Below are 21,903 nucleotides of genomic sequence, written 5' to 3'. Positions count from 1 at the left end.
CGGGTGGTAGGTGCAGGGCGGAACAAACACTGTAGCCGCGGCCCGTGCCGCCGCCTGTGGGCCAAGGGCGCGAACGCGCGCGCGCCCACCCACCTGCTTGCTGACCCGCAGCTTCAGCCCGGCTGCGTCGTCACGTGCACGCCCGGGCGCAGCCCGCCGTTCCAGCGCCCGCCCAGCGCGCGCTCGATCTGCGCGGCCAGTTGCAGCAGCAGGCCGTCGTGGCCCTGGCGGGCCTGGGCGTGGATGCCGAAGGGCAGGCCGTGGTCCTGCGCGCCCATCGGCAGCGAAATGGCCGGAATGCCGCAGAGATTGGAGAGCGGCGTATAGGCGAAGAACTGCCAGAGGTTGTCGAACCAGTCCAGCACGTCGGGGTTGCTGCTGGTGGTCAGGTATTCGGTCGTGCCCACGGGCGGCGTGGGCCGCGCGGTGATGGGGGTGAGGATGATGTCCCACGCCTCGAAGAAGGCGCCGAAGCCGCGCGCCGTGGTGTTGAACACGGTCTGCATGCGGTGGCGCTCGGCATAGGGCAGGTCGCGGCCCGCTTCCCAGATGCGGATGTTGATGGGCTCGATCAGGTCGGCGGGCGGCGATTCGAGGCCGCGCCGCTCCAGCAGGCCGTTGATGACCTGGGCGAAGTTGCTGATGTAGCAGGTAGTCTGGGCGCGGAAGGCGGCGCGCAGGTCCACCTGCGGCAGCGCCCATTCGACGTGGTGGCCCAGACCTTCGAGGAAGCGGCCGGCCTTTTCCAGCTCGGCCGCGATGGCGGGCGTGGCGCGGTAGTCGCCCCATTCGTGCGAGAGCGCGATGCGCAGGCGGGCCGGATCGCGCCGGATCAGCTCGGCATAGGGCTCGGGCGCTGTCCAGTAGGGCATGAACTCGCCCGGCGCGCCGCCCCGGCAGGCATCGACGAAGGCGGCCGTGTCGCGCACCGTGCGGCTGTGGCAGCCCTGGGTGGAGACGTAACCCGTGATGTCCGAAGCCTGCGGCGCGATGGAGAACACGCCGCGCGAGGGCTTCAGGCCGATGTTGCCGTTGAAGCCCGCCGGGATGCGGATGGAGCCGCCGCCGTCGGTGGCATGCGACATCGGCACCACGCCCGCCGCCACGATGGCGGCCGTACCGGCGGACGATCCGCAGGTGGTGTAGCCGGTGTTCCAGGGGTTGCGCGTGACATAGACGGCCGGGTTCTCGGCCGAGCTGCAGACGCCGAATTCCGGCGTGGTGGTGCGGCCCATGAGGTTCAGCCCCGCGCGGCGCATCTGCCGCGTGAGCCAGGCGTCCTCGGTGGGGCGGTTGCCGCGCATGAAGAGCGAGCCCTGCTCCTGCAGCCGCCCGGCCAGGGTGGGGCCCAGGTCCTTCATGAAGAAGGGCACGCCGGCCAGCGGGCCCTCGGCATTCACGCCGGCCTGCAGCGGATCGGCCACCGCATCGGCGAAGACCTCCACCACCGCGCTCAGGGCGGGGTTCACCTTCGCCACGCCGGCCGCCGCCTGGGCGGCCAGTTCGGCGGCGGTCACCTCGCCCCGGCGCACCTTCTCGGCCAAGCCCACCGCGTCGTGGGCGGCCCATTCGTCCCAAGTCATTGCCAAGCTCATGCGGATGCCTTCCGTTCCATGTGGTCGCCTGAAACGGCAAGACTGCCACAGGAACGCGGCCGATGCGCTCAGAACGTGTTCATGGCATCAGAAGCTGTGCTGCAGCCCCGCCACCACCTGCCGGCCCAGGCCCGGCATGACGGTGATCGCGGCCCACGAGGCGGTGGCGTAGTGCCTGTCGAAGAGGTTGTGCACGTCCAGCGTCAGGCGCGTGCGCGGGTCGATCTGCCAATAGGCCGTCACGCGTGCCGTGGTGTAGCCCGGCAGGCGGTAGGCATCGTTGGCCGTGGCGGTGCGCTCGCCCACGTACACCAGGCCGCCGCCCACGCCGTAGCGCCCGCCCGAAGCCAGGCGGTCTTCGCGGATGGCGAAGAGGCCGCCGCTCACGCGCGGGATGCCCAGCAGGCGCTTGCCCAGCAGAGTCTTGTCGTTGTCGCGCAGCACCTCGGTGTCGGTATAGGCGGCGTTGGCCGTCAGGCGCCAATGGGCGTCGAGCTTGCCGGACATGTCGGCCTCGATGCCGCGGCTGCGCACCTCGCCCGCCGCCACGTTGAAGTTGGCATTGTTCGGATCGGGCGTGAGCACGTTGGTCTTGCGGATGTCGAACACGGCCATGGAGGCGATCAGGCGCTGGTCGGGCGACTGCCACTTGGCGCCGGCTTCGAAGGCCTTGCCCTTGGTCGGCGCGAAGGCGTTGCCCGACGCGTCGCCGCCGGCATTGGGCCGGAACGAGCGGCCGTAGGAGACATAGACCGAGCTGTCCGGCGTGAGCATATAGCTCAGGCCCACGCGCGGCGAGGTGGAGGAATGCTCCTGCGTGGTGTTGGTCTTGGCCAGCCGGTCCTCCAGGCTCTGGTGGAAGCGGTCGAAGCGCACGCCGGCCAGCAGCTTCCAGCGCGCCGTCAGGTCGATCTGGTCCTGCAGGAAGAGGCCCGTGGCGCGCTGGTGGTCCTGGCTGCTGAAATACGGCGTCATCGACGCTGTCCGGGGGAGGTTGTAGGTGGGCTGGTAGATGTCGGTGGCGTACCGGCTGGAGCCTCGGGGCGAGGCCTCGCCGTACTGGCCCACGAAGAGCCGCCACGACTCCACGCCCGCCAGCAGCGTGTGGCGCAGGCTGCCGGTGGTGACCTTGCCCTCCACCTCGGCCTGCACCGAGGTGTCGCGCGAAGGCAGGCTGCGCCAGGTGTCGCTGCGATACAGCGTGCGGCCATCGCCCTGCAGCAGGCCCAGCCGTCCGTTGCCGAAGTCCATGGCGTCGCCGTAGTACTCCGTCTCGCGGTACGACGCACCCAAGCGCGTGCGCCAGCCCTGGCCCAGGTCGTGGTCCAGCGTGAGCTGATGCGTATCGCCATTGACGTGCAGACTGCCACGGTCGGGCTCCTGCAAGAAGCGGTCCGCCGGCAGCGCCAGCGCGTTGCCGTTCACCTGGATGGTGCCCCGGTCCAGCGGCGTGCGGATGCGGATGAACTCGGCCTCGTACTGCAGCACCGTGCTGTCGCCCAGCGTCCAGGCGAAGGCCGGGGCGACCACATACTTGTGGTTGTCCACCAGGCTGGTGCGGCTGGCGCCGTCCTCGGCCGCCACGTTCAGGCGGTAGGCGAGGTTCTGCGAAATGGGGCCGGTGGTGTCCAGCGTGGCGCGGCGCATGCCCAGCGTGCCCACTTCCAGGCCGGCCTTGTGCGATGCGGTGAACTGCGGCTTCTTGGTGACGATGTTGAGCGTGCCGCCGGGCTCGCTGCTGCCGTAGAGCGCCGCGGCCGGGCCCTTGAGGAACTCCACCCGCTCCACCGTCGCCATGTCGCGTTGGGGGCCATAGCCCCGGCCGGAGGCAAAGCCGTTGAGCAGCGATCCGCCTTCGGTGTTGCTGAAGCCGCGGATGGCGTAGTTGTCCCAGGTGCCGCCGAAGTCATTGAGGCGCGTGACGCCGCTCACGAAATCCACCGTGTCTGCCAGGCGCGTGGCGCCCAGGTCTTCGATGAGCTGCTTGGACACCACGCGCACGGCCTGCGGCGTCTCGATCAGGGGTGTATCGGTGCGGGTCGCCGCGGTGTTGCGCTGCGCGCCCTGGTAGCCGGTGGCGGCATCGCTGGCGTCTTGCACGCGCACCTCCTGCAGCGTGGCGGTCGGCGCTGCCGCTGCAGCGGCAGCATCGTCCGCCGCATGGGCCGCGCCATGGGCAGCCAGCGCGGCCGTGAGCGCCAGCACGGCCTGCGCCAGCGGCGCGCGGCGGGGAGCGAACGAGGACGAAGACGGGGAGGACAGCGAGAAAGCAGGCATGGGAGGACCAAGGCAACAGGCCGGAAGGCTCCGGCCCAGGGGGCAAGGAAAGAGACGGAGGGCGCCGTGCTCAGCGCAGATCGGGTCGAAGACCGCAGGCACGCCACAGGTGCGTAAAGCGGCAGAACTTTAGCACCATGTTGCGAACAACTCTCATTATCTGTCGCATTCCCGCGACGCTCAGACCAGCGCCTTCTCGCTGCCGCGCTGCAGCCACTCCACGAAGCGCCGCGCCCCCAGCCCCAGCGGGCGTTCCTTGGACCACACCACGTCCACCCACAGCTTCACGCCGTTGCTGAGGTTGTCGAAAGGCATTTCCACCAGCGTGCCCGCGTGAATGCGCGGATCTACCAGCTCGCGGGGCTGCCAGCCCCAGCCCAGGCCGGCTTCGATCAGGCTCAGCGCGGCCAGGTGGTTGTCGGTGCGCCAGTGGTGGCGGGCGAACACGAAGCGCGGGTCGGTCTGCGCCAGGTCGCGGCCGGCGACGACGATCTGGCGGGTGGTGGTGAGGTGGACCTCGCTGAGCGGCGCGCCAGCGGCGGCCTGCATCACCGGGTGCTGGGGCGCGATGACGGCCACCAGGGTTTCGCTGCCCACTTCCTGGAAGCCCTCGCGCCCGTCGATGCTGGGGCGTTCGAACACCAGCGCGAGCTGGGCGCGGCCGGCGTGCAGCAGGGCCATGGCGTCGGCCTGGGGAGCGGCCAGCACCTCGACCTGCAGCAGGGGATGGTCGGCGGTGAGGGCGGCCAGCGCCTCGGTCCAGGGGCCTGCGAGCAGCTCGGGCGCGATGGCGATGGTCAGGCGCTCTTCCAGCCCCTGGGTGAGCGACAGAGCCTGCGCATTGAGCTGGCGCAGCTGCGCGCCCAGCAACCGCGCCTGCGGCTCCAGCGCCCGGGCGGCGGCGGTGGGCCGGGGCTCGCGCCCACTGCGGTCGAAGAGGTGCACGTCCAGCTCGGCCTCCAGGTGCGCGATGGTCATGCTCACCGCAGACGGCACGCGCGAGAGCGCGCGGGCGGCGGCCGAAAACGAGCCGTGGTCCAGCACAGCCAGGAAGACATTGACGCTGTCGGAGGAGAAAGCCATGGCCGGCTTTCTATCAGAAAAACTGAAACAAGCTGACTATATATATCAGCCCCACGCACATACAGTGCGATTCATGTCTTTGCACCCTTCTTCCGCCGCCGCCGCTGTGTCCCCCGCCAACGCACCCGCCACTCCGCGCGCTTGCGCCGCCGCAGGACTGCAGGGGCCGTGGCGCCGCGTGGTCTATGTGTCGCTCTACGAGCTGATCGCCATCGCCTTCGCCACGGCCGGCCTGGCGCTGCTGACGGGCCAGGGCGCCGGCCATTCCAGCGCCGTGGCGGTGGCCTGCTCGGCGATCGCCATCGCCTGGAACATCGGCTTCAACTGGGCCTTCGAGCGCTGGGAGGCGCGCCAGCCGGTGCGCGGGCGCAGCGTGGGCCGCCGGGTGGCGCATGCCATCGGCTTCGAGGGCGGGCTGGCGCTGATCCTGGTGCCGCTCTTCGCCTGGTGGTTCGACGTGACGCTCTGGGACGCGCTGGTGATGGACCTGGGCCTGCTGCTCTTCTTCCTGGTCTATACCTTCGTCTTCAACTGGGGCTTCGACCGGGTGTTCGGGCTGCCGGCCTCGGCGCGGGGCTGAGCCGGCTGCGCTGGCGCGGGACATCGGCGCGGTGCGTAGCCTAGGCTGTCCACAGCGCCGCAGCGGCCGTGCGCGTTTCCACCCCCAGCTTCTCGAAGATGTGCTCCAGGTGCTTGTTCACCGTGCGGGGGCTCATGCCGAGGATGTCGGCGATGTCGCGGTTGGTCTTGCCCTTGGCGATCCAGGAGAGCACCTCGGTCTCGCGCGGTGTCAGGTCCACGCGCGGCAGGCGCGCTGCGGGCGTCGCGCCGGCGGCCTGCACCGATAGCAGCAGCATGGTCTCGCCCAGGCCGCTGGCTCCAAGCGGGCGCGCCAGGAGGCGCTGACCGGGCTCCAGCGCGGTGGCGCCTTCGCCCGCCTGCTGGGCCTGGGCCAACCAGCGGGCCAGGGCGGATGCTGGCGAGGCATCTGCGGCGAAGGCAGCCTCCAGCCAGCGCATGGCCTGGGGCGAGCGCCAGGCGATACGGCCCTGCGCATCGAGCACGACCACGCCCATGCCGGCCACATCCACGGCATCGCGCGCCAGCCGGGCCGCGCGGGCGTTGGCGACGTGCGTGGCCAGCCGGGCCATCACCTCGGGCAGGCGCAGCGGCTTGACCACGTAGTCCACTCCGCCGGCTGCGAAGCCGCGCACGATCTGGTCGGTCTCGGAAAGGCCGGTCATGAACACGATGGGGACATGCGACCAAGGCGGCGTGGCCTTGATGTGGGCGCAGAGCGTGAAGCCGTCGGTGCCGGGCATCACGGCGTCCAGCAGCACGCCGTCGGGCACGGCCAGGTCGAAGCGTTCCAGCGCCTCGTCGGCATCGCGGGCGGCCAGCACGGCGTAGCCTTCGGCGGCCAGCGCGTCGCCAAGCATGCGCAGCGTGGCGAGGTCGTCGTCCACCACCAGGATCACGCGCTGCGGCCCAGCGGAAGGGGCAAAAGGGACGGAGTCGGGGGTGGGTTCAGTCGGGTTCATCGGTGTCGTCTTCGGGTTCGCGCAACAGGCGGGTGAGCCGTTCGAAGTCGAGTTGGCCGGCCGCTTCCTGCAACTGCTCCAGCAGCGCGGCCAATTCGGGATGTGCGGCCTGGACTGCATGCAGCCGGGCGCGCAGCGCGGAGGCCTGTCCGGAGCGGGCCAGCTGGTGCAGCGCCTCGCGCGTTGGCTCGGGCAGCCCCCCCGCACAACCCGCCGTGGCATCGGCCTGCGCGGGCGCGGCGCTGGTGGATGCGCGTGGGGCCTCGTCCCGCGCCGGGTCGTGCAGCCACTGCAGGCCGAGCGCGGACTGCAGGGCCTGCAAGAGCTCCGATTCGACCACCGGCTTGCCCACGAAGCCCTGGCAACCGTGGGCGGCCACGCGCGCGCCGTCGTTGTCGAACTGGTTGGCAGAGACGAAGACGATGGGCAGCACCGCGGCAGGCAGGCACTCTCGCAGCATCGTGGCGGTCTGCCAGCCGTCGAGATCGTCCATGGTGATGTCCAGCAGCACCAGGTCGGGCGGCGACTGGCGCACGATCTCCAGGCATTCGCGCCCGCTCGCGGCTTCGCGCACGCCGAACCCCAGCGGCATCAGCAGGCCGGCGAGCAGCTGACGCTGCAGCGGCTGGTCGTCCACCACCAGCAGCGTCCGGCGCGGCGGCCAATAGCCCACCACGGGTCGCAGGGCGGCGGCCTGCGCGGGCTGCCAGGCCGGGTCGGGCGCGGCGGCGGGCAGATACAGGCGCGCGGTGAAGGTGCTGCCCTGCCCCACAGTGCTGCGAACGCTGAGCTGACCGCCCATGAGCTCGGTCAACAAGTGGGTGATGGTCAGGCCCAGGCCGGTGCCGGCTTCAATGGTGCGGCGGCCGGCGCTGCCGCGCTCGAAGGGCAGGAAGATGCGTTCGAGGTCTTGCGGCTCGATACCGATGCCGGTGTCGATCACCTCGATGCGCGCGACGTGCGCGCGGAAGTCCAGCCGCAGCCGCACTTCGCCCTGCCGGGTGAAGCGCACCGCGTTGGACAACAGGTTGATGAGGATCTGCCGCAGACGCTTGGCGTCGGCGCGGATCCATTCGGGCATCGCACCCAGCACCTCCACGGCGAAGGCCAGGCCCTTGGCCTCGGCCTGCGGGCGCAGCATGCCTTCGACGTCGCGCACCAGCTCGGGCAGCGGCAGCGGCACGAGCACCTGCCGCAGCCGACCGGCTTCGATGCGCGCCAGCTCCAGCGAGTCGTCGATCAGCGCATGCATGTGCCGGCCGCTACGCTCGATGGTGGAAAGCGCGTCGCGCAGCGCGTGGGCGTCCGGCGGGCCTTTCTGCAGGATCTGCGCATAGCCCAGGATGCTGTTGAGCGGCGAACGCAGCTCGTGCGTCATGCCGGCCACGTAGCGGGTCTTGGCCATGTTGGCGGCCTCTGCGCGGTCGCGCGCGGCCTGCAGTTCGGCGTCGGTGCGCTTGTGCGCCTCGATCTCCTGCAGCAGCAGCTGGGTCTGGCGTTCGGATTCGTCCTGCGCCATGCGCCGGCTGTCGGTGCTGAGCACCACCCACCACGCGCACACGGCGGCCAGCAGCGCGAGCAGGGCATAGACCTTGAGGAAGGGCCCGCGCAGGAACTGCGCGGGCGTTTCCAGCCCCTCCTGCACGTAAACCACTCCGATCAGGAAGGCGAGCGCCGCACACAGCGACACCAGCACCATCAGGTACTGGCCGAGCCGGAAATTCACCTTGGCGGCCCACGTGCGCGGCAGCAGCAGCGTGGCCAGCCCGCGCAGCTGGTCGGCCGCGCGCGAGCCGGTCTTGCAGCGGTCGTGGCAGCGCGATTCGAGCGAGCAGCACAGCGAGCAGATGGCCGCGCCGTACGCGGGGCAGCCCGCCATGTCCTCGGACTCGAAGCAGTTCTCGCAGACCGCGCAGCGCACCAGCTCGCCCGGCGCCCAGTCCGTGGTGGGCTGGCGGGCCAGGTAGTAGCGCCCTCCCGTCCACCACGCCAGCAGCGGCGCCAACGCCATGGACAGGGCCAGCGCAATGAAGGGCGAGAAGGCCGCCGCGGCCTCGCCCAGCAAACCCGCATAGGCGCAGCAGGCCACGGCGGCGGCCAGCACCATGGCGCCCAGGCCCACGGGGTTGAAGTCGTAGAGATAGGCGCGGCGGAACTCGATGCCCCGTGGCGAGAGGCCCAGCGGCTTGTTGATGACCAGGTCGGCCACCAGCGCGCCCACCCAGGCGATGGCCACGTTGCTGTAGAAGGCCAGCACCTTCTCCAGCGCCCCGAACACGTCCAGCGTCATCAGCAGCGTGGCGATGCCCACGTTGAACACCAGCCACACCACGCGCCCCGGGTGGCTGCGCGTGATGCGCGCAAAGAAGTTGGACCAGGCGAGCGAGCCCGCATAGGCGTTGGTGAGGTTGATCTTGATCTGCGAGACGACGACGAACAGCACTGTCACGGCCACCGCCATGCCGGGCAGGCCCAGCGACTGCATCACCTGCTGGAAGCCGGCCAGGAACATCTGCGTGGGCTCGGCCGCGCGCTGCACGCCCACCTCGAACTGCAGCGCCGCGAACGCGAGGAAGGCGCCGCCCGCCATCTTGAGCATGCCCATGGCGATCCAGCCCGGCCCGGCCACCAGCACCGCGCCCCACCAGCGCCAGCGGTTGGCGGCGGTGCGCTCGGGCAGAAAGCGCAGGAAGTCCACCTGCTCGCCGATCTGCACCACCAGCGAGAAGATCACCGCGCACGCCGCGCCGAACATGAGCGGATCGAACTGGCTGCTGCCGCTCTTGAGGCCCGAGAGACTGGCGAAGTCGCGGTAGAGCTGCGGCTGCGCGAGCGCGATCCACACGAAGGGCAGCAGCAGCAGGAAGAGCCAGAGCGGCTGCGTCCAGGCCTGCAGGCGCGAGATCAGCGTGATGCCGCGCATGGCAAGCGGCAGGATGACGAGCGAGGAAAGCACATAGCACCACTGCAGCGGCCAGTCCACCACCAGCCGCAGGGCGAGCGCCATGATGGCCGCCTCCAGCGCGAAGAAGATGAAGGTGAACACCGCGTAGATTAGCGAGGTGATGGTCGAGCCCAGGTAGCCGAAACCGGCGCCACGCGTGAGCAGATCCATGTCCAGTCCGTAGCGCGCGGCACAGTAGGCGATCGGCAGGCCGGTGAGGAAGATCAGCACCCCCACCGCGAGAATCGCCCAGAGCGCGTTGGCGAAGCCGTAATTGAGCGCGATGGCGCCACCGATGGCCTCCAGCGCGAGGAACGAGAGCGAGCCGAAGGCCGTGTTGGCCACGCGGAATTCGCTCCAGCGCCGGAAGCTTTTGGGCGTGTAGCGCAGCGCGTAGTCCTCCATGGACTCGTCGGCCACCCAGGCGTTGTATTCGCGCCGGAAGCGGAAGATCGTCTGCCTGGCCGCAGGGGCGTCTGTGGGAGTTGCCATGCCGTGCAGGCATGCAAGAAACGTTCTTGAAGCGGCGTGCAGCAGCGCCGTGCGCAGGCCACTACGTTAATTGACGTATGGGCGCCCTGCAGGGTTCTCCCTAACCTTCATTCCAGCGCGGAACTTCCCCCGCCGACCGGGACGACGACCCGTGCGTCGCCCTCTCCCCCCCTCGCCAGATGCAAGGAGCGCCTTCATGAAGCACCCTCTCGATCCCCGGAACGCCACGTCCCCCCTGGCCAGCGCCGATGCCGGCCGCCGCCGCCTGCTGCAGGCCATGGGCGCCGCCTCCATCGCCGGCCTGCCGGCCTGGGGTCAGGCCCAGCCCACGGCCCAGGTCAACACGACCAAGCTGGCCGTGACCGACACCGAGGTGACGGTGGGCCAGCTGCATTCGGCCACGGGCACCATGGCGATCTCGGAGACGGGCTCCATCCAGGCCGAGCAGCTCGCCATCGACCAGATCAACGCCATGGGCGGGGTGCTGGGCCGCAAGATCAAGGTCATCAAGGAAGACGGCGCCTCCGACTGGCCCACCTTCGCCGAAAAGGCCAAGAAGCTGCTCATCAACGACCACTGCGCCGCCGTGTTCGGCTGCTGGACCAGCGCCTCGCGCAAGGCCGTGCTCCCGATCTTCGAGAAGGAAAACGGCCTGCTCTACTACCCCACGTTCTACGAGGGCCTGGAGCAATCCAAGAACGTGATCTACACCGGCCAGGAAGCCACCCAGCAGATCCTCTACAGCCTGGACTGGGCGCAGAAGGAGAAGAAGGCCAAGACCTTCTTCCTCATCGGCTCGGACTACATCTGGCCGCGCACCTCGATGAAGATCGCGCGCAAGCACATCGAGAACTTCCAGAAGGGCAAGGTCGTCGGCGAGGAGTACTACCCGCTGGGCAGCACCAACTTCGGCTCGCTGATGAACAAGATCAAGGTGCAAAAGCCCGACTGCATCTTCGTGGCGGTGGTGGGCGGCTCCAACGTGGCGTTCTACAAGGCGCTCAAGGCCGCGGGCATCACGGGCGACAAGCAGCTGCTGGTGACGCTCTCGGTCACCGAGGACGAGATGACCGGCGTGGGCGGCGAGAACTTCGCGGGCTTCTATTCGTCGATGAAGTACTTCCAGTCACTGGACAACGAAAACAACAAGAAGTTCGTGGCCGCGTTCAAGGCCAAGTACGGCCCCAACGCGGTGATCGGCGACGTGACGCAGGCCGGCTACCTGGGTCCGTGGCTCTGGAAAGCCGCGGTGGAAAAAGCCAAGAGCTTCGACGTGGACAAGGTGGTGGCCGCATCGCCCGGCATCGAACTCAAGACCGCGCCCGAGGGCTACGTGAAGGTGGACGCCAACCACCACCTCTGGAGCAAGTCGCGCATCGCCCAGGGGCTGCCGGACGGCACGTTCAAGGTGGTCTCGGAATCGCCCGAGCTCATCAAGCCCGATCCGTTCCCCAAGGGGTATCAGTAAGGCATCCCCTGAGGCGCTGCGCGCCTCCCCCCTCTCTCGCTGGGCGGGAGGGGGACGACACCGTCGGTGCGGGGCGGCCCTTCCTCGGTGTCTCTGGCCTGGGGCCGCGCCAGCCTTCGATGCCGCGCCCGGTGCGGGCCGCTGCGGCGGCTGGTGCCGGCACGGATCGCATTTATCCCTTGGTTTGCACGCAGGAGCTGCACCATGACTTTCTCCGAAATGATGAACATCGGCCTGATGCAGGGCTTCGCGGGCCTGAGCCTGTTCGCGGTGCTGCTGCTCATGGGCCTGGGGCTGGCGATCATCTTCGGCCAGATGGGCGTGATCAACATGGCGCATGGCGAGTTCATGACCATCGGCGCCTACACGATCTACCTGGGCTCGACGCTGACGGCGCAGTACGCGCCCGGCTTCATGCCGTTCTATTTCCCGCTGGCCATCGTGGCCGCCTTCGGCTTCGCCTTCGTGGCCGGCTGGCTGGTGGAGTGGGGGCTGATCCGCCACCTCTACAAACGCCCGCTCGATACGCTGCTGGCCACCTGGGGCGTGAGCCTGGCGCTGCAGCAGTGCTTCCGCACCTTCATCGGCCCCAAGGAAGTGAGCCCCACGCTGCCCGAATGGCTGATGGGTTCCTGGGCGCCGGCCGAGGGCCTGGACATTCCCGTCAACGGCCTGTTCGTGCTGGCCCTCACCGTGGTGGTGACGGCCGGCGTGCTGATCGCGCTGCACAAGAGCCGCTGGGGCCTGCGGGTGCGCGCCACCGTCAGCAACCGCGTGATGGCCAACGCCATCGGCATCGACACCAAGAAGACCGACCGCCTCACCTTCGCCATCGGCTGCGGCATTGCCGGCGTGGCGGGCGCGGCCTTCACCACCATCGGCTCGACCGGCCCCACTTCGGGCTCGCTCTACATCGTCGATGCCTTCCTGGTGGTGACCTTCGGCGGCGCGGCCAGCCTGCTGGGCACGGTGGTGTCGGCCTTCGGCATCGCGCAGACGCAGTCGATCACCGAGTTCTTCCTGGCTGGCTCCATGGCCAAGGTGATCACGCTCTCGCTGATCGTGCTGATCCTGATGGTGCGGCCGCAGGGGCTGTTCGCCTCCAAGGTCCGCCGCTGAACGGCAGCGCTCACGTCCTTCCCGCATCCAACGGAGTCACCCCCATGAACGCCTTCAAAGCCTGGGTCCAGCGCTACCAGCTCGCCAGCCTGGTGCTGCTCACCGTGCTGCTGGCCGTGGTCCTGCCACTGAGCCTCGACATCTTCCGCCTCAACCTGGTGGGCAAGTACCTGACCTATGCCTTCGTCGCCATCGGGCTGGTGATGGTGTGGGGCTACGGCGGCGTGCTGAGCCTGGGGCAGGGCGTGTTCTTCGGCCTGGGCGGCTACGCCATGGCGATGTTCCTGAAGCTCGAAGCCTCCGACCCGGTCAGCACCAAGATCCAGTCCACGCCCGGCATTCCGGACTTCATGGACTGGAACCAGATCACCGCGCTGCCCTCGTTCTGGGTGCCGTTCAAGAGCCTGCCGTTCGCGCTGGCCGCCGTGGTGGTGCTGCCCACGCTGCTGGCCTGGATCGTGAGCTTCGCCATGTTCAAGCGCCGCGTGGGGGGCGTGTACTTCGCCATCATCACGCAGGCCGTGGCACTGATCTGCACGGTGCTCATCATCGGCCAGCAGGGCTACACGGGCGGCGTGAACGGCATGACCGACCTGAAGACGCTCTGGGGATGGGACACGCGCACCGACAGCGCCAAAGTCATCCTCTACTACGTGTGCGTGGCGCTGCTGGTGCTGTCCATCCTGCTGTGCCGCTTCATCCAGAAGAGCAAGCTGGGCACGCTGCTGCTGGCCATGCGCGACAAGGAAGACCGCGTGCGCTTCTCGGGCTACGACGTGGCCAATTTCAAGGTCTTCACCTTCTGCCTGGCGGCGGCGCTCTCGGGCATCGGTGGCGCACTGTTCACGCTGCAGGTGGGATTCATGTCGCCGAGCTTCGTGGGCATCGTGCCCTCGATCGAAATGGTGATCTACGCCGCCGTGGGCGGGCGCATGAGCCTGGTGGGCGCGGTCTATGGCGCGCTGCTGGTCAACGCGGGCAAGACGTACTTTTCCGAGAGCTTTCCGGACCTGTGGCTGTTCCTCATGGCGGCGCTCTTCATCGGCGTGACCATGGCCTTCCCGATGGGGCTGGCCGGCGTGTGGGAAGAGCGCATCGTGCCCTGGTGGAAGGGCCGCCGCGAGGCCCTGCGCCGCGCCGCCGTGCCCGCGCCTTCGCCGGCGCCATGGCCCGCGCAGGCCCCGGGCGCCGAGCCGCAGCCCTCCGCCCTGGCCGCCCCCGCCGGCGCGCCGCTGCCCCAGGGCACGCGCCACCAGGGCGTCTGAACAACACCACCACCGCGCAGGAGCCCCATCCATGAGCAACACCGACTTCGCCCTCGCCGTGGAAGACCTCACCGTCTCCTTCGACGGCTTCAAGGCCATCGACAACCTCACGCTGTACGTGGACAAGAACGAGCTGCGCGTGATCATCGGCCCCAACGGCGCGGGCAAGACCACGCTGCTGGACCTCATCTGCGGCAAGACGCGCGCCACCGGCGGCAGCATCAAGTTCAAGAACGAGGAGCTGACGCGCATGGCCGAGCACCAACGCGTGCGCCTGGGCATCGGCCGCAAGTTCCAGACGCCCTCCATCTACGAGAACCTGTCGGTCTTCCAGAACCTGGAGGTGTCGTATCCCACGGGCCGCACCGTGTTCGGCGCGCTGGCCTTCCGCTGCACCGATGCGGTGAAGGAACGCGTGCAGGCCGTGGCCGAGGACATCGGCCTGGCCGGCCGGCTGGAAACCGAGGCCGGCCTGCTCTCGCACGGGCAGAAGCAGTGGCTGGAGATCGGCATGCTGCTGATGCAGGAGCCCGAGCTGCTGATGCTGGACGAGCCCATCGCCGGCATGAGCGCGCGCGAGCGCGAGCTCACGGCCGAGCTGCTGGAGCGCATCTGCCGCAACCGCGCGGTGATCGTGATCGAGCACGACATGGAGTTCGTCAAGCGCATCGCGCACAAGGTCACGGTGATGCACCAGGGAAAGATCCTGGCCGAAGGGCCGATGGACCAGGTGCAGGCCGACCCCAAGGTCATCGACGTCTATCTGGGCCACTGACATGCGCCGCCCATCCCTTCAAACCCCTGGAGCCCGAGCATGCTGAAAGTCACCGACCTGCACGTCGCCTACGGCCAGAGCGAGGCGCTGCACGGCATCTCGTTCGAGGGCCGCGCCAACGAAACCGTCGCCATCATGGGCCGCAACGGCATGGGCAAGACCACGCTGTTCAAGAGCCTGATGGGCGTGCTGCCCTCGCGCAGCGGCCGCATCGAGGTGGCGGGCCACGACGTCTCCAAGGACGAGAGCTTCCGCCGCGTCGCCAAGGGCATCGCCTACGTGCCGCAGGGCCGCATGATCTTTCCCACCCTCACGGTGGAGGAGAACATCCAGACGGGCCTGGAGAACGCCAAGGACAAGCGCATCCCGGACGAGATCTACGCGCTCTTCCCGGTGCTGTGGGACATGCGCCGGCGCAAGGGCGGCAACCTCTCGGGCGGCCAGCAGCAGCAGCTGGCCATCGCCCGCGCGCTGGTCACCGACCCCAAGGTGCTGCTGCTCGACGAGCCCACCGAGGGCATCCAGCCTTCGATCATCAAGGACATCGCGAAGGCGCTCAACGAGATCCGAAAGATGCGCCAGCTCACCATCGTCGTGTCCGAACAGGTGCTGAGCTTCGCGATGGACGTGGCCGACCGGCTCTTCGTCATCGAAGGCGGCCGGCTGGTGCACGAGACCACCCGCGCCGACACCGACCAGCAGCGCATCAAGTCCTACCTCTCTGTCTGACCCACCAACGAAGGAGCCTGCCATGACCGACACCCTCATCAAAGTCGACCTCACCAAGTCGCCCACCGAGAACGAGAACATCCACAACCGCTGGCACCCTGACATTCCCATGGCCTGCTGGGTCAACCCGGGCGACGACTTCATCCTGGAGACCTTCGACTGGACCGGCGGCTTCATCAAGAACAACGACAGCGCCGACGATGTGCGCGACATCGACCTGACCACCGTGCACTACCTCTCCGGCCCGGTGGGCGTGAAGGGGGCCGAGCCCGGCGACCTGCTGGTGGTGGACCTGCTGGACATCGGCGCCAAGCAGGACAGCCTCTGGGGCTTCAACGGTTTCTTCTCCAAGAAGAACGGCGGCGGCTTCCTGACCGAGCACTTCCCCGAAGCGCAGAAGTCCATCTGGGACTTCAAGGGCATGTTCACCAGCTCGCGCCACATCCCCGGCGTGAACTTCGCGGGCCTGATCCACCCGGGCCTGATCGGCTGCCTGCCCGACCGCGCGATGCTCGACAAGTGGAACGCCCGCGAGCAGCAGCTGATCGACAGCGACCCCACCGCCGGCCTGGCCAACCCGCCATCGCCCGGCACCGCCCACATGGGCCGCATGCAGGGCGAGGCGCGCGACAAGGCCGCCGCCGAGGCCGCCCGCACCGTGCCGCCGCGCGAGCACGGCGGCAACTGCGACATCAAGGACCTTTCGCGCGGCGCGAAGGTGTATTTCCCGGTCTACGTGGACGGCGCGGGCCTGAGCGTGGGCGACCTGCACTTCAGCCAGGGCGACGGCGAGATCACCTTCTGCGGCGCCATCGAGATGGCCGGCTGGGTGCACATGAAGGTGCAGCTCATCAAGGGCGGCATGGCCAAGTACGGCATCAAGAACCCGATCTTCAAGCCCAGCCCGATCGTGCCCACGTACAACGACTACCTGATCTTCGAGGGCATCTCGGTGGACGAGGCCGGCAAGCAGTACTACCTGGACGTGAACGTGGCCTACCGTCAGGCCTGCCTGAACGCCATCGAATACCTGAAGAAGTTCGGCTACAGCGGCGCGCAGGCCTATTCCATCCTGGGCACGGCCCCGGTGCAGGGCCACATCAGCGGCGTGGTCGATGTGCCCAACGCCTGCGCCACGCTCTGGCTGCCCACGCAGATCTTCGATTTCGACATCAACCCCAGCGCCAGCGGCCCCGTGAAGATGCTCGACGGCAGCATCGACATGCCCCTGTCGCACGACATCGTCTGAGCGCGCGAGAAGGAAGCCCGCCCATGCCCACCTACGACTACCACTGCGCGGACTGCGGCGGCTTCGACGCGCTGCGCAGCGTGGCCCAGCGCAACGAGCCCGCGGCCTGCCCGGCGTGCGGCGCGGCATCGCCGCGCGTCTTCGCCAGCGCCCCGCACCTGGCCTGTGTGAGCCCGGAGCAGCGCCGCGCGCACGAGACCAACGAGCGCGCCCGCCACGCGCCGCGCTCCTCGCGCGACACCGAGGCTGGCAGCTACGGCCGGCTGCGCCACCCCGCAGGCTGCGGCTGCTGCAGCGGCGCGGGCAGCGGCAAGCGCAGCGCCACCGTCACCGCGCCCGGCGGCGCCAAGGCCTTTCCATCCAAGCGCCCCTGGATGATCAGCCACTGAGCGCGGCGCCCGGACGGCCTTTTCCTCTCGTCACCGATTCACAGTCATCCCAGGAGCCCCGCCATGATCCACGGCGATATTTCGAGCAGCGACGACACCGTCGGCGTCGCGGTCGTCAACTACAAGATGCCCCGGCTGCACACCCAAGCCGAGGTGCTGGACAACGCCCGCAGGATCGCCGACATGCTGGTCGGCATGAAGGCCGGCCTGCCGGGCATGGACCTGGTCATCTTCCCCGAGTACAGCACCCACGGCATCATGTACGACCGCCAGGAGATGCTGGACACGGCCGCCACCATCCCCGGCGATGAGACCGAGATCTTCGCCGCCGCCTGCCGCAAGGCCAAGGTGTGGGGCGTGTTCTCGCTCACCGGCGAGCGCCACGAGGAACACCCGCGCAAGGTGCCCTACAACACGCTCATCCTCATGAACGACCAGGGCGAGATCGTGCAGAAGTACCGCAAGATCATGCCGTGGACGCCCATCGAAGGCTGGTACCCCGGCGATCGCACCTACGTCAGCGACGGCCCCAAGGGCCTGAAGATCAGCCTCATCATCTGCGACGACGGCAACTACCCCGAGATCTGGCGCGACTGCGCCATGCAGGGCGCGGAACTCATCGTGCGCTGCCAGGGCTACATGTACCCGGCCAAGGAGCAGCAGATCCTGATGAGCAAGGCCATGGCCTTCGCCAACAACAGCTACGTGGCCGTGGCCAACGCGGCGGGCTTCGACGGCGTGTACAGCTACTTCGGCCACAGCGCGCTGATCGGCTTCGACGGCCGCACGCTGGGCGAATGCGGCGAAGAGGAAATGGGCGTGCAGTACGCCGCGCTCTCCAAGCACCTGATCCGCGACTTCCGCCGGCACGGCCAGAGCGAGAACCACCTCTTCAAGCTGCTGCACCGGGGCTATACCGGCGTGCTGAATTCGGGCGAGGGCGAGCAGGGCGTGGCCGACTGCCCCTACGGCTTCTACCGCCAGTGGGTGAACGACCCGGCCGCCGCGCGCCGCACGGCCGAGGCCGTCACGCGCAGCGCCGTGGGCACGGCGCAATGCCCGATCGAGGGCATCCCGCATGGCGCGCGGGAGCCCTGAAGCGGGCGCCAGCGGCTACCGGCCCCGGGACGAGTAATCGCTCTCGATCCACGCCAGCGCGCTGGCCTGGCTGAGCTTGAAGCCGGCCTCCACGCGCGCCTCGCCCAGCAGCTCGCTGGCGGCGTCGTGCGCCGTCAGCACGGCGTATGGATATTCCTCGTCCGGCACGATGCGCAGCGCCACCCGCACGAGTTCGTCGCCCGCGCCCACGGTCACCGCTTTGTGCAGCTGCGCGTGCAGTTGCTGCTCGTGGCGGCGCAACACTTCGGAGGCCGTCTTCACCAGCGTGTGGAAGGCCGGCGCATCCAACGGCTTGGGGTTCTTCTTGTCGCGGCCCATCGTCCAGGGGCCGACCAGCGCCGGCTCGGACTCGCCGCGCAGCGTCATGGACACGGCCCAGCCGTCGTCGTCTTCGTTCTTGATCACTTCGGCCGTCCAGCGCTCGTCGCGCCAGAGGCGCGCTTCCTGGATCGGCGCGTCGGGGGTGTCGAGCGCCGCCTCGTCGGTCGCTCGCAGGGGGGAATCGTTCATCGGCGTATTGTCCGGCAGGCAGGCTTGCCAGATGATGCCGCCGCCGCCGCCGCCGCCGCTCGGGCGCAGCGCCTCGGCTCAATCCCCGCGCCGCTTCAGGGCCCCGGACGCCTGCGTGGTCACCAGCCAGATGCCCCAGCAGACCAGCACCAGCGCGGCGGCGTTGCGCCATTCCAGGATGCTTTCGCCCAGGAACAGCGCCGACAGCAGCGCGCCGAACACCGGGATCATGAAATTGAACGCCGTGATGAGGCTGACGCGGTTGTGCTGGAGCAGCAGGCTCCAGATCGAGATGGCCAGAGCCGACAGCACCGCCATGTAGCCCAGCAGCGCCGACGAGGCCGGCGTGATGTGCCCCAGCGATCCGCCCAGCGCATAGCCCGCCGCCAGCAGCACGGCGCCGCCCACCACCAGCTGCCAGCCGGTCATGGCGACCGGGTCCATGTGCTGCGAGATGCGTTTGCCGTAGATGCCGCCCACGGCCAGCACCAGCGCGGCGATGACCACGAAGCCTTCGCCCAGCAGCGTGAACTCCACGCCCGTCAGAGCGCCTGCCAGACCTCCACCCGATCCACCCAGGTTGACCACCATCACCCCCACAAAGCCCGCACCGCAGCCCAGCGACTTGCGCCAGGTCAGCCGGTCGTTGTGATACAGCCAGTGCGCCATCAGCACACTGAAGAAGGTGCTGGTGGCGTTCATGATCGAGGCCTTGACCCCGGTGGTGTGCGCCAGGCCGATGTAGAAGAACACGTACTGCACGCTGGTCTGCACCAGGCCCAGCACCACCAGCTGGCGCCACACGGAAGGCGGCCAGCCGCCCAGGCGCCGGCCGGTGGCCGCGGCCCAGGCCAGCAGCAGCCCGCCCGCCGCGAGAAAGCGCCAGCCCGCGAAGACCAGCTTGGAAGGGATGTCGTCCCCCGCGATGCCCAGCAGCGCATAGCCCGACTTGATGGCCGGGAACGAGCTGCCCCAGAGCAGGCAGCACAGCAGCGCCAGCGCGAACACGCTGCCGCGCCGGGTGAAGGCGGTCGAGGCAGGGGAGGTGGCGACGGCAGGCGCCGTTGGCGCGGGAGAAGCGGCAGAGGACACGGCAGGCACTTTCATCATCGACCGGGGCGCCCAGGCCCCGGAGTGCAGGCATTCTAGGCAGGGGGCGACGACTGCCGTGCGCCCGCCGGCAATGCCCTGACGGCTGCATCCGGGGCCGCGCCGCACGCCCCGCCCCGGCTTTGGCACGCCGCATCATTCGCTACAAATTTCATAGCTGCACGCCCTTCTAATCCAAGGGCTATAGGCACATTCTCCTTTCAATCACCGAACGGACCGACGCTGTGGCACGATGCGCCCCGGCCCGCTTGCCCCGTGCGGCCGGCCGACCCAGCAACCACCCCAGGAATGGCCGCCGTGGACACACCCACCTCCCCCCCGACCGCCGGCGACGATGACGACCACGCAGCAGCGGCCACGCTGCCGCCGGCCTTGCCGCCGCTCTCGCAGGCCTGGCGCTTCTGGCTCAAGCTCGGCTGCATCAGCTTCGGCGGGCCGGCCGGGCAGATCGCGCTGATGCACGAGGAGCTGGTGGAGCGGCGGCGCTGGATCTCGGAGCGGCGCTTTCTGCACGCGCTCAACTACTGCATGCTGCTGCCCGGCCCCGAAGCGCAGCAGCTCGCCACCTACATCGGCTGGCTGCTGCACCGCACCTGGGGCGGCATCGTGGCCGGGGCGCTGTTCGTGCTGCCCTCGCTCGCGCTGCTCATCGGGCTGTCGTGGCTCTATCTGGCGCATGGCGACGTGCCGGTGATCGCGGGCCTCTTCTACGGCATCAAGCCGGCCGTCACCGCGCTGGTGGTGCAGGCCGCCTGGCGCGTGGGCGGGCGCACGCTCAAGAACGGCTGGCTCTGGGGCATCGCCCTGGCGGCCTTCGTGGCGCTCTTCGCGCTGCAGCTGCCGTTCCCGCTCATCGTGCTGGGCGCCGCGCTGGCGGGGCACCTGGGCGGCAAGCTCTCGCCGCAGTCGTTCGCGGCGGGCGGCGGCGCACATGGCGGCCGCGCGGCCGGCCCGCCGGCCCCCCCGGCCCTGATCGACGACGACACGCCCATGCCGCCCCATGCGTGCTTCCGCTGGCCGCGCTTTCGCGCCGTGCTGCTGGCCGGCGGCGGCCTGTGGCTCGCGGCCATGGCGGGCCTGGTGGCGCTGCAGGGCTGGCACGGCACGCTCACGCAGATGGGCTGGTTCTTCACCAAAGCGGCGCTGCTGACCTTCGGCGGCGCCTACGCCGTGCTGCCCTACGTCTATCAGGGCGCGGTGGAGCACTTCCACTGGCTCACGGCCGCGCAGATGATGGACGGGCTGGCGCTGGGCGAGACCACGCCCGGCCCGCTCATCATGGTGGTGGCCTTCGTCGCCTTCGTAGGTGGCTGGACGCAGGCCCTCTTCGGGCCCGACGCGCTGCCGCTGGCCGGCGCCGCCGCCGCGGCCGTGGTGACCTTCTTCACCTTCCTGCCCTCGTTCGTGTTCATCCTGCTGGGCGGGCCGTTCATCGAATCCACCCATGGGCAGCTGCGCTTCACCGCGCCGCTCACCGCCATCACCGCCGCCGTGGTGGGCGTGATCGTCAACCTGGCCGTGTTCTTCGCCTGGCACGTGCTTTGGCCGCAGGGCATGGACGGGCGCTTCGACGCGGCCAGCGCCGTCATCGGCGTGCTGGCCGGCGTGGCGCTGATGCGGCTGAAGTGGGGCATGATGCCGGTGCTGGCGCTGGCCGGGCTGGCCGGCGTGGGCTGGCGGCTGCTGGCAGGGGGCTGAGGGCGGCCCCCCAGGCCGACAGCAAGCTCGCCACGAATTCCGGCGCCGCAGGGCCAGGAGATGGCGTGCCGCAGCACGCAGATCAAGGGCCGCACCATCCAGATGGACCGAGCGGGATGAGACTTGCACCCACGGCGCCGGCGGCGAATGCGGATGCCGGGGCCGCCCGTCAGGGCAGGCTCAGGTCCATGCCCAGATGCTTGGCCAGGGTGAACGTGAAGAACAGAAGGATCGCAAGCGCCACCAGGAAGACGGCGCCCAGCTTGCCCGCCGTGAGCAGCAGCGCACGCTTGTCCAGCTTCTTGCGGCCCTGGTCGTAATGCCACTTGACGGCGAAGAACATGCACGTGCCGAACACGAGCACCTTGAAGACGACGAAGACGACGGGGACCCAATCGATCATGTGAGACTTTCCGGGCCATGAGGCGGCCCTCTCCTCTGTGTGGGGTGGGGTGGGCAGCGCGGCCGCGCCCACCACGGCACAGGCCAGGACGTCGAGCGGCGGCCATGCAAGCATGCAGCCGCAGCCCGTTCTGGGCA

Annotated in this window: 18 protein-coding genes; 10 read left to right on the top strand and 8 right to left on the bottom strand. The window is 69.1% G+C overall.

Features of this window, described 5'->3' with window-relative positions:
* Positions 1-113 precede the first annotated feature (113 nt).
* The 3 genes from AC3A84_RS02990 to AC3A84_RS02980 all read right to left on the bottom strand — a co-directional run bounded on the left by AC3A84_RS02990 (position 114) and on the right by AC3A84_RS02980 (position 4,955).
* A complete protein-coding gene (locus AC3A84_RS02990) occupies positions 114-1,583 on the bottom strand; it encodes an amidase (RefSeq protein WP_487968259.1) in 1,470 nt (489 codons plus the stop codon).
* 99 nt (positions 1,584-1,682) lie between these two features.
* Positions 1,683-3,872, bottom strand: coding sequence for a TonB-dependent siderophore receptor (locus tag AC3A84_RS02985; RefSeq protein WP_487968258.1), 2,190 nt, complete (start codon positions 3,870-3,872; stop codon positions 1,683-1,685).
* A 180-nt stretch (positions 3,873-4,052) separates the two neighbouring features.
* On the bottom strand, positions 4,053-4,955 hold the full coding sequence (locus AC3A84_RS02980; RefSeq protein ID WP_487968257.1) for a LysR family transcriptional regulator: 903 nt from the start codon (positions 4,953-4,955) through the stop codon (positions 4,053-4,055).
* 157 nt (positions 4,956-5,112) lie between these two features.
* On the opposite strand from AC3A84_RS02980, the gene AC3A84_RS02975 reads away from it, so the two are divergent.
* Positions 5,113-5,535, top strand: coding sequence for a PACE efflux transporter (locus AC3A84_RS02975; RefSeq protein ID WP_487968412.1), 423 nt, complete (start codon positions 5,113-5,115; stop codon positions 5,533-5,535).
* A gap of 40 nt (positions 5,536-5,575) precedes the next feature.
* Here AC3A84_RS02975 and AC3A84_RS02970 read toward each other — a convergent pair whose 3' ends face one another.
* Positions 5,576-6,496, bottom strand: a complete 921-nt coding sequence (locus AC3A84_RS02970) for a response regulator (protein WP_487968256.1) — start codon at positions 6,494-6,496, stop codon at positions 5,576-5,578.
* Entirely contained in the window at positions 6,483-9,932 is a 3,450-nt protein-coding gene (locus AC3A84_RS02965; protein WP_487968255.1) for a hybrid sensor histidine kinase/response regulator, read from the bottom strand. The genes AC3A84_RS02970 and AC3A84_RS02965 overlap by 14 nt, the downstream gene beginning before the upstream one ends.
* Positions 9,933-10,128: 196 nt before the next feature.
* On the opposite strand from AC3A84_RS02965, the gene urtA reads away from it, so the two are divergent.
* The 8 genes from urtA (at position 10,129) to AC3A84_RS02925 (ending at position 18,024) form a co-directional block, all read left to right on the top strand.
* Complete coding sequence (gene urtA, locus AC3A84_RS02960) at positions 10,129-11,400, top strand: urea ABC transporter substrate-binding protein (RefSeq protein WP_487968254.1); 1,272 nt, start codon at positions 10,129-10,131, stop codon at positions 11,398-11,400.
* A 204-nt stretch (positions 11,401-11,604) separates the two neighbouring features.
* Positions 11,605-12,519: an urea ABC transporter permease subunit UrtB gene (urtB, locus tag AC3A84_RS02955; RefSeq protein WP_487968253.1), complete on the top strand. Its 915-nt coding sequence runs from the start codon at positions 11,605-11,607 to the stop codon at positions 12,517-12,519.
* A gap of 44 nt (positions 12,520-12,563) precedes the next feature.
* Entirely contained in the window at positions 12,564-13,784 is a 1,221-nt protein-coding gene (gene urtC / locus AC3A84_RS02950; RefSeq protein WP_487968252.1) for an urea ABC transporter permease subunit UrtC, read from the top strand.
* Positions 13,785-13,815: 31 nt separating this feature from the next.
* Positions 13,816-14,559, top strand: a complete 744-nt coding sequence (gene urtD / locus AC3A84_RS02945) for an urea ABC transporter ATP-binding protein UrtD (RefSeq protein ID WP_487968251.1) — start codon at positions 13,816-13,818, stop codon at positions 14,557-14,559.
* A gap of 39 nt (positions 14,560-14,598) precedes the next feature.
* Positions 14,599-15,288, top strand: a complete 690-nt coding sequence (gene urtE, locus AC3A84_RS02940; protein ID WP_487968250.1) for an urea ABC transporter ATP-binding subunit UrtE — start codon at positions 14,599-14,601, stop codon at positions 15,286-15,288.
* 22 nt (positions 15,289-15,310) lie between these two features.
* Entirely contained in the window at positions 15,311-16,537 is a 1,227-nt protein-coding gene (gene fmdA, locus AC3A84_RS02935; protein WP_487968249.1) for a formamidase, read from the top strand.
* A gap of 23 nt (positions 16,538-16,560) precedes the next feature.
* Positions 16,561-16,926, top strand: a complete 366-nt coding sequence (locus AC3A84_RS02930) for an FmdB family zinc ribbon protein (protein WP_343592420.1) — start codon at positions 16,561-16,563, stop codon at positions 16,924-16,926.
* 63 nt (positions 16,927-16,989) lie between these two features.
* Positions 16,990-18,024 carry an aliphatic amidase gene (locus AC3A84_RS02925; protein ID WP_487968248.1) on the top strand — a complete coding sequence of 345 codons (1,035 nt, stop codon included), beginning with the start codon at positions 16,990-16,992 and terminating at the stop codon, positions 18,022-18,024.
* A 15-nt stretch (positions 18,025-18,039) separates the two neighbouring features.
* Here the strand turns inward: AC3A84_RS02925 and AC3A84_RS02920 are convergent, their stop codons facing one another.
* Both AC3A84_RS02920 and AC3A84_RS02915 read right to left on the bottom strand, forming a co-directional pair.
* Positions 18,040-18,555 carry a hypothetical protein gene (locus AC3A84_RS02920; RefSeq protein ID WP_487968247.1) on the bottom strand — a complete coding sequence of 172 codons (516 nt, stop codon included), beginning with the start codon at positions 18,553-18,555 and terminating at the stop codon, positions 18,040-18,042.
* Between the two features lie 78 nt (positions 18,556-18,633).
* Positions 18,634-19,647 (bottom strand): DMT family transporter, encoded by a 1,014-nt coding sequence (locus AC3A84_RS02915; RefSeq protein WP_487968246.1) that lies wholly within the window; start codon positions 19,645-19,647, stop codon positions 18,634-18,636.
* 306 nt (positions 19,648-19,953) lie between these two features.
* Between AC3A84_RS02915 and chrA the strand changes: the two genes are divergently transcribed.
* Complete coding sequence (gene chrA, locus AC3A84_RS02910; protein ID WP_487968245.1) at positions 19,954-21,363, top strand: chromate efflux transporter; 1,410 nt, start codon at positions 19,954-19,956, stop codon at positions 21,361-21,363.
* 169 nt (positions 21,364-21,532) lie between these two features.
* On the opposite strand, the gene AC3A84_RS02905 is transcribed toward chrA, so the two are convergent.
* Positions 21,533-21,766, bottom strand: a complete 234-nt coding sequence (locus AC3A84_RS02905) for a hypothetical protein (protein WP_487968244.1) — start codon at positions 21,764-21,766, stop codon at positions 21,533-21,535.
* Positions 21,767-21,903: the final 137 nt, after the last annotated feature.

It is taken from the genome of Paracidovorax sp. (assembly GCF_057642795.1).
This window is presented reverse-complemented; position numbering and strand designations above follow the sequence as displayed.

Bases quoted from the DNA above. Each gene is read 5' to 3' on its own strand.
- fmdA (WP_487968249.1), top strand. From the start codon at position 15,311: ATGACCGACACCCTCATCAAAGTCGACCTCACCAAGTCGCCCACCGAG.
- urtB (WP_487968253.1), top strand. From the start codon at position 11,605: ATGACTTTCTCCGAAATGATGAACATCGGCCTGATGCAGGGCTTCGCG.
- AC3A84_RS02920 (WP_487968247.1), bottom strand. From the start codon at position 18,555: ATGAACGATTCCCCCCTGCGAGCGACCGACGAGGCGGCGCTCGACACC.
- AC3A84_RS02905 (WP_487968244.1), bottom strand. From the start codon at position 21,766: ATGATCGATTGGGTCCCCGTCGTCTTCGTCGTCTTCAAGGTGCTCGTG.
- urtC (WP_487968252.1), top strand. From the start codon at position 12,564: ATGAACGCCTTCAAAGCCTGGGTCCAGCGCTACCAGCTCGCCAGCCTG.
- AC3A84_RS02990 (WP_487968259.1), bottom strand. From the start codon at position 1,583: ATGACTTGGGACGAATGGGCCGCCCACGACGCGGTGGGCTTGGCCGAG.
- AC3A84_RS02965 (WP_487968255.1), bottom strand. From the start codon at position 9,932: ATGGCAACTCCCACAGACGCCCCTGCGGCCAGGCAGACGATCTTCCGC.
- AC3A84_RS02930 (WP_343592420.1), top strand. From the start codon at position 16,561: ATGCCCACCTACGACTACCACTGCGCGGACTGCGGCGGCTTCGACGCG.
- AC3A84_RS02925 (WP_487968248.1), top strand. From the start codon at position 16,990: ATGATCCACGGCGATATTTCGAGCAGCGACGACACCGTCGGCGTCGCG.
- AC3A84_RS02970 (WP_487968256.1), bottom strand. From the start codon at position 6,496: ATGAACCCGACTGAACCCACCCCCGACTCCGTCCCTTTTGCCCCTTCC.
- urtA (WP_487968254.1), top strand. From the start codon at position 10,129: ATGAAGCACCCTCTCGATCCCCGGAACGCCACGTCCCCCCTGGCCAGC.
- AC3A84_RS02985 (WP_487968258.1), bottom strand. From the start codon at position 3,872: ATGCCTGCTTTCTCGCTGTCCTCCCCGTCTTCGTCCTCGTTCGCTCCC.
- urtD (WP_487968251.1), top strand. From the start codon at position 13,816: ATGAGCAACACCGACTTCGCCCTCGCCGTGGAAGACCTCACCGTCTCC.
- AC3A84_RS02980 (WP_487968257.1), bottom strand. From the start codon at position 4,955: ATGGCTTTCTCCTCCGACAGCGTCAATGTCTTCCTGGCTGTGCTGGAC.
- chrA (WP_487968245.1), top strand. From the start codon at position 19,954: ATGGCCGCCGTGGACACACCCACCTCCCCCCCGACCGCCGGCGACGAT.
- urtE (WP_487968250.1), top strand. From the start codon at position 14,599: ATGCTGAAAGTCACCGACCTGCACGTCGCCTACGGCCAGAGCGAGGCG.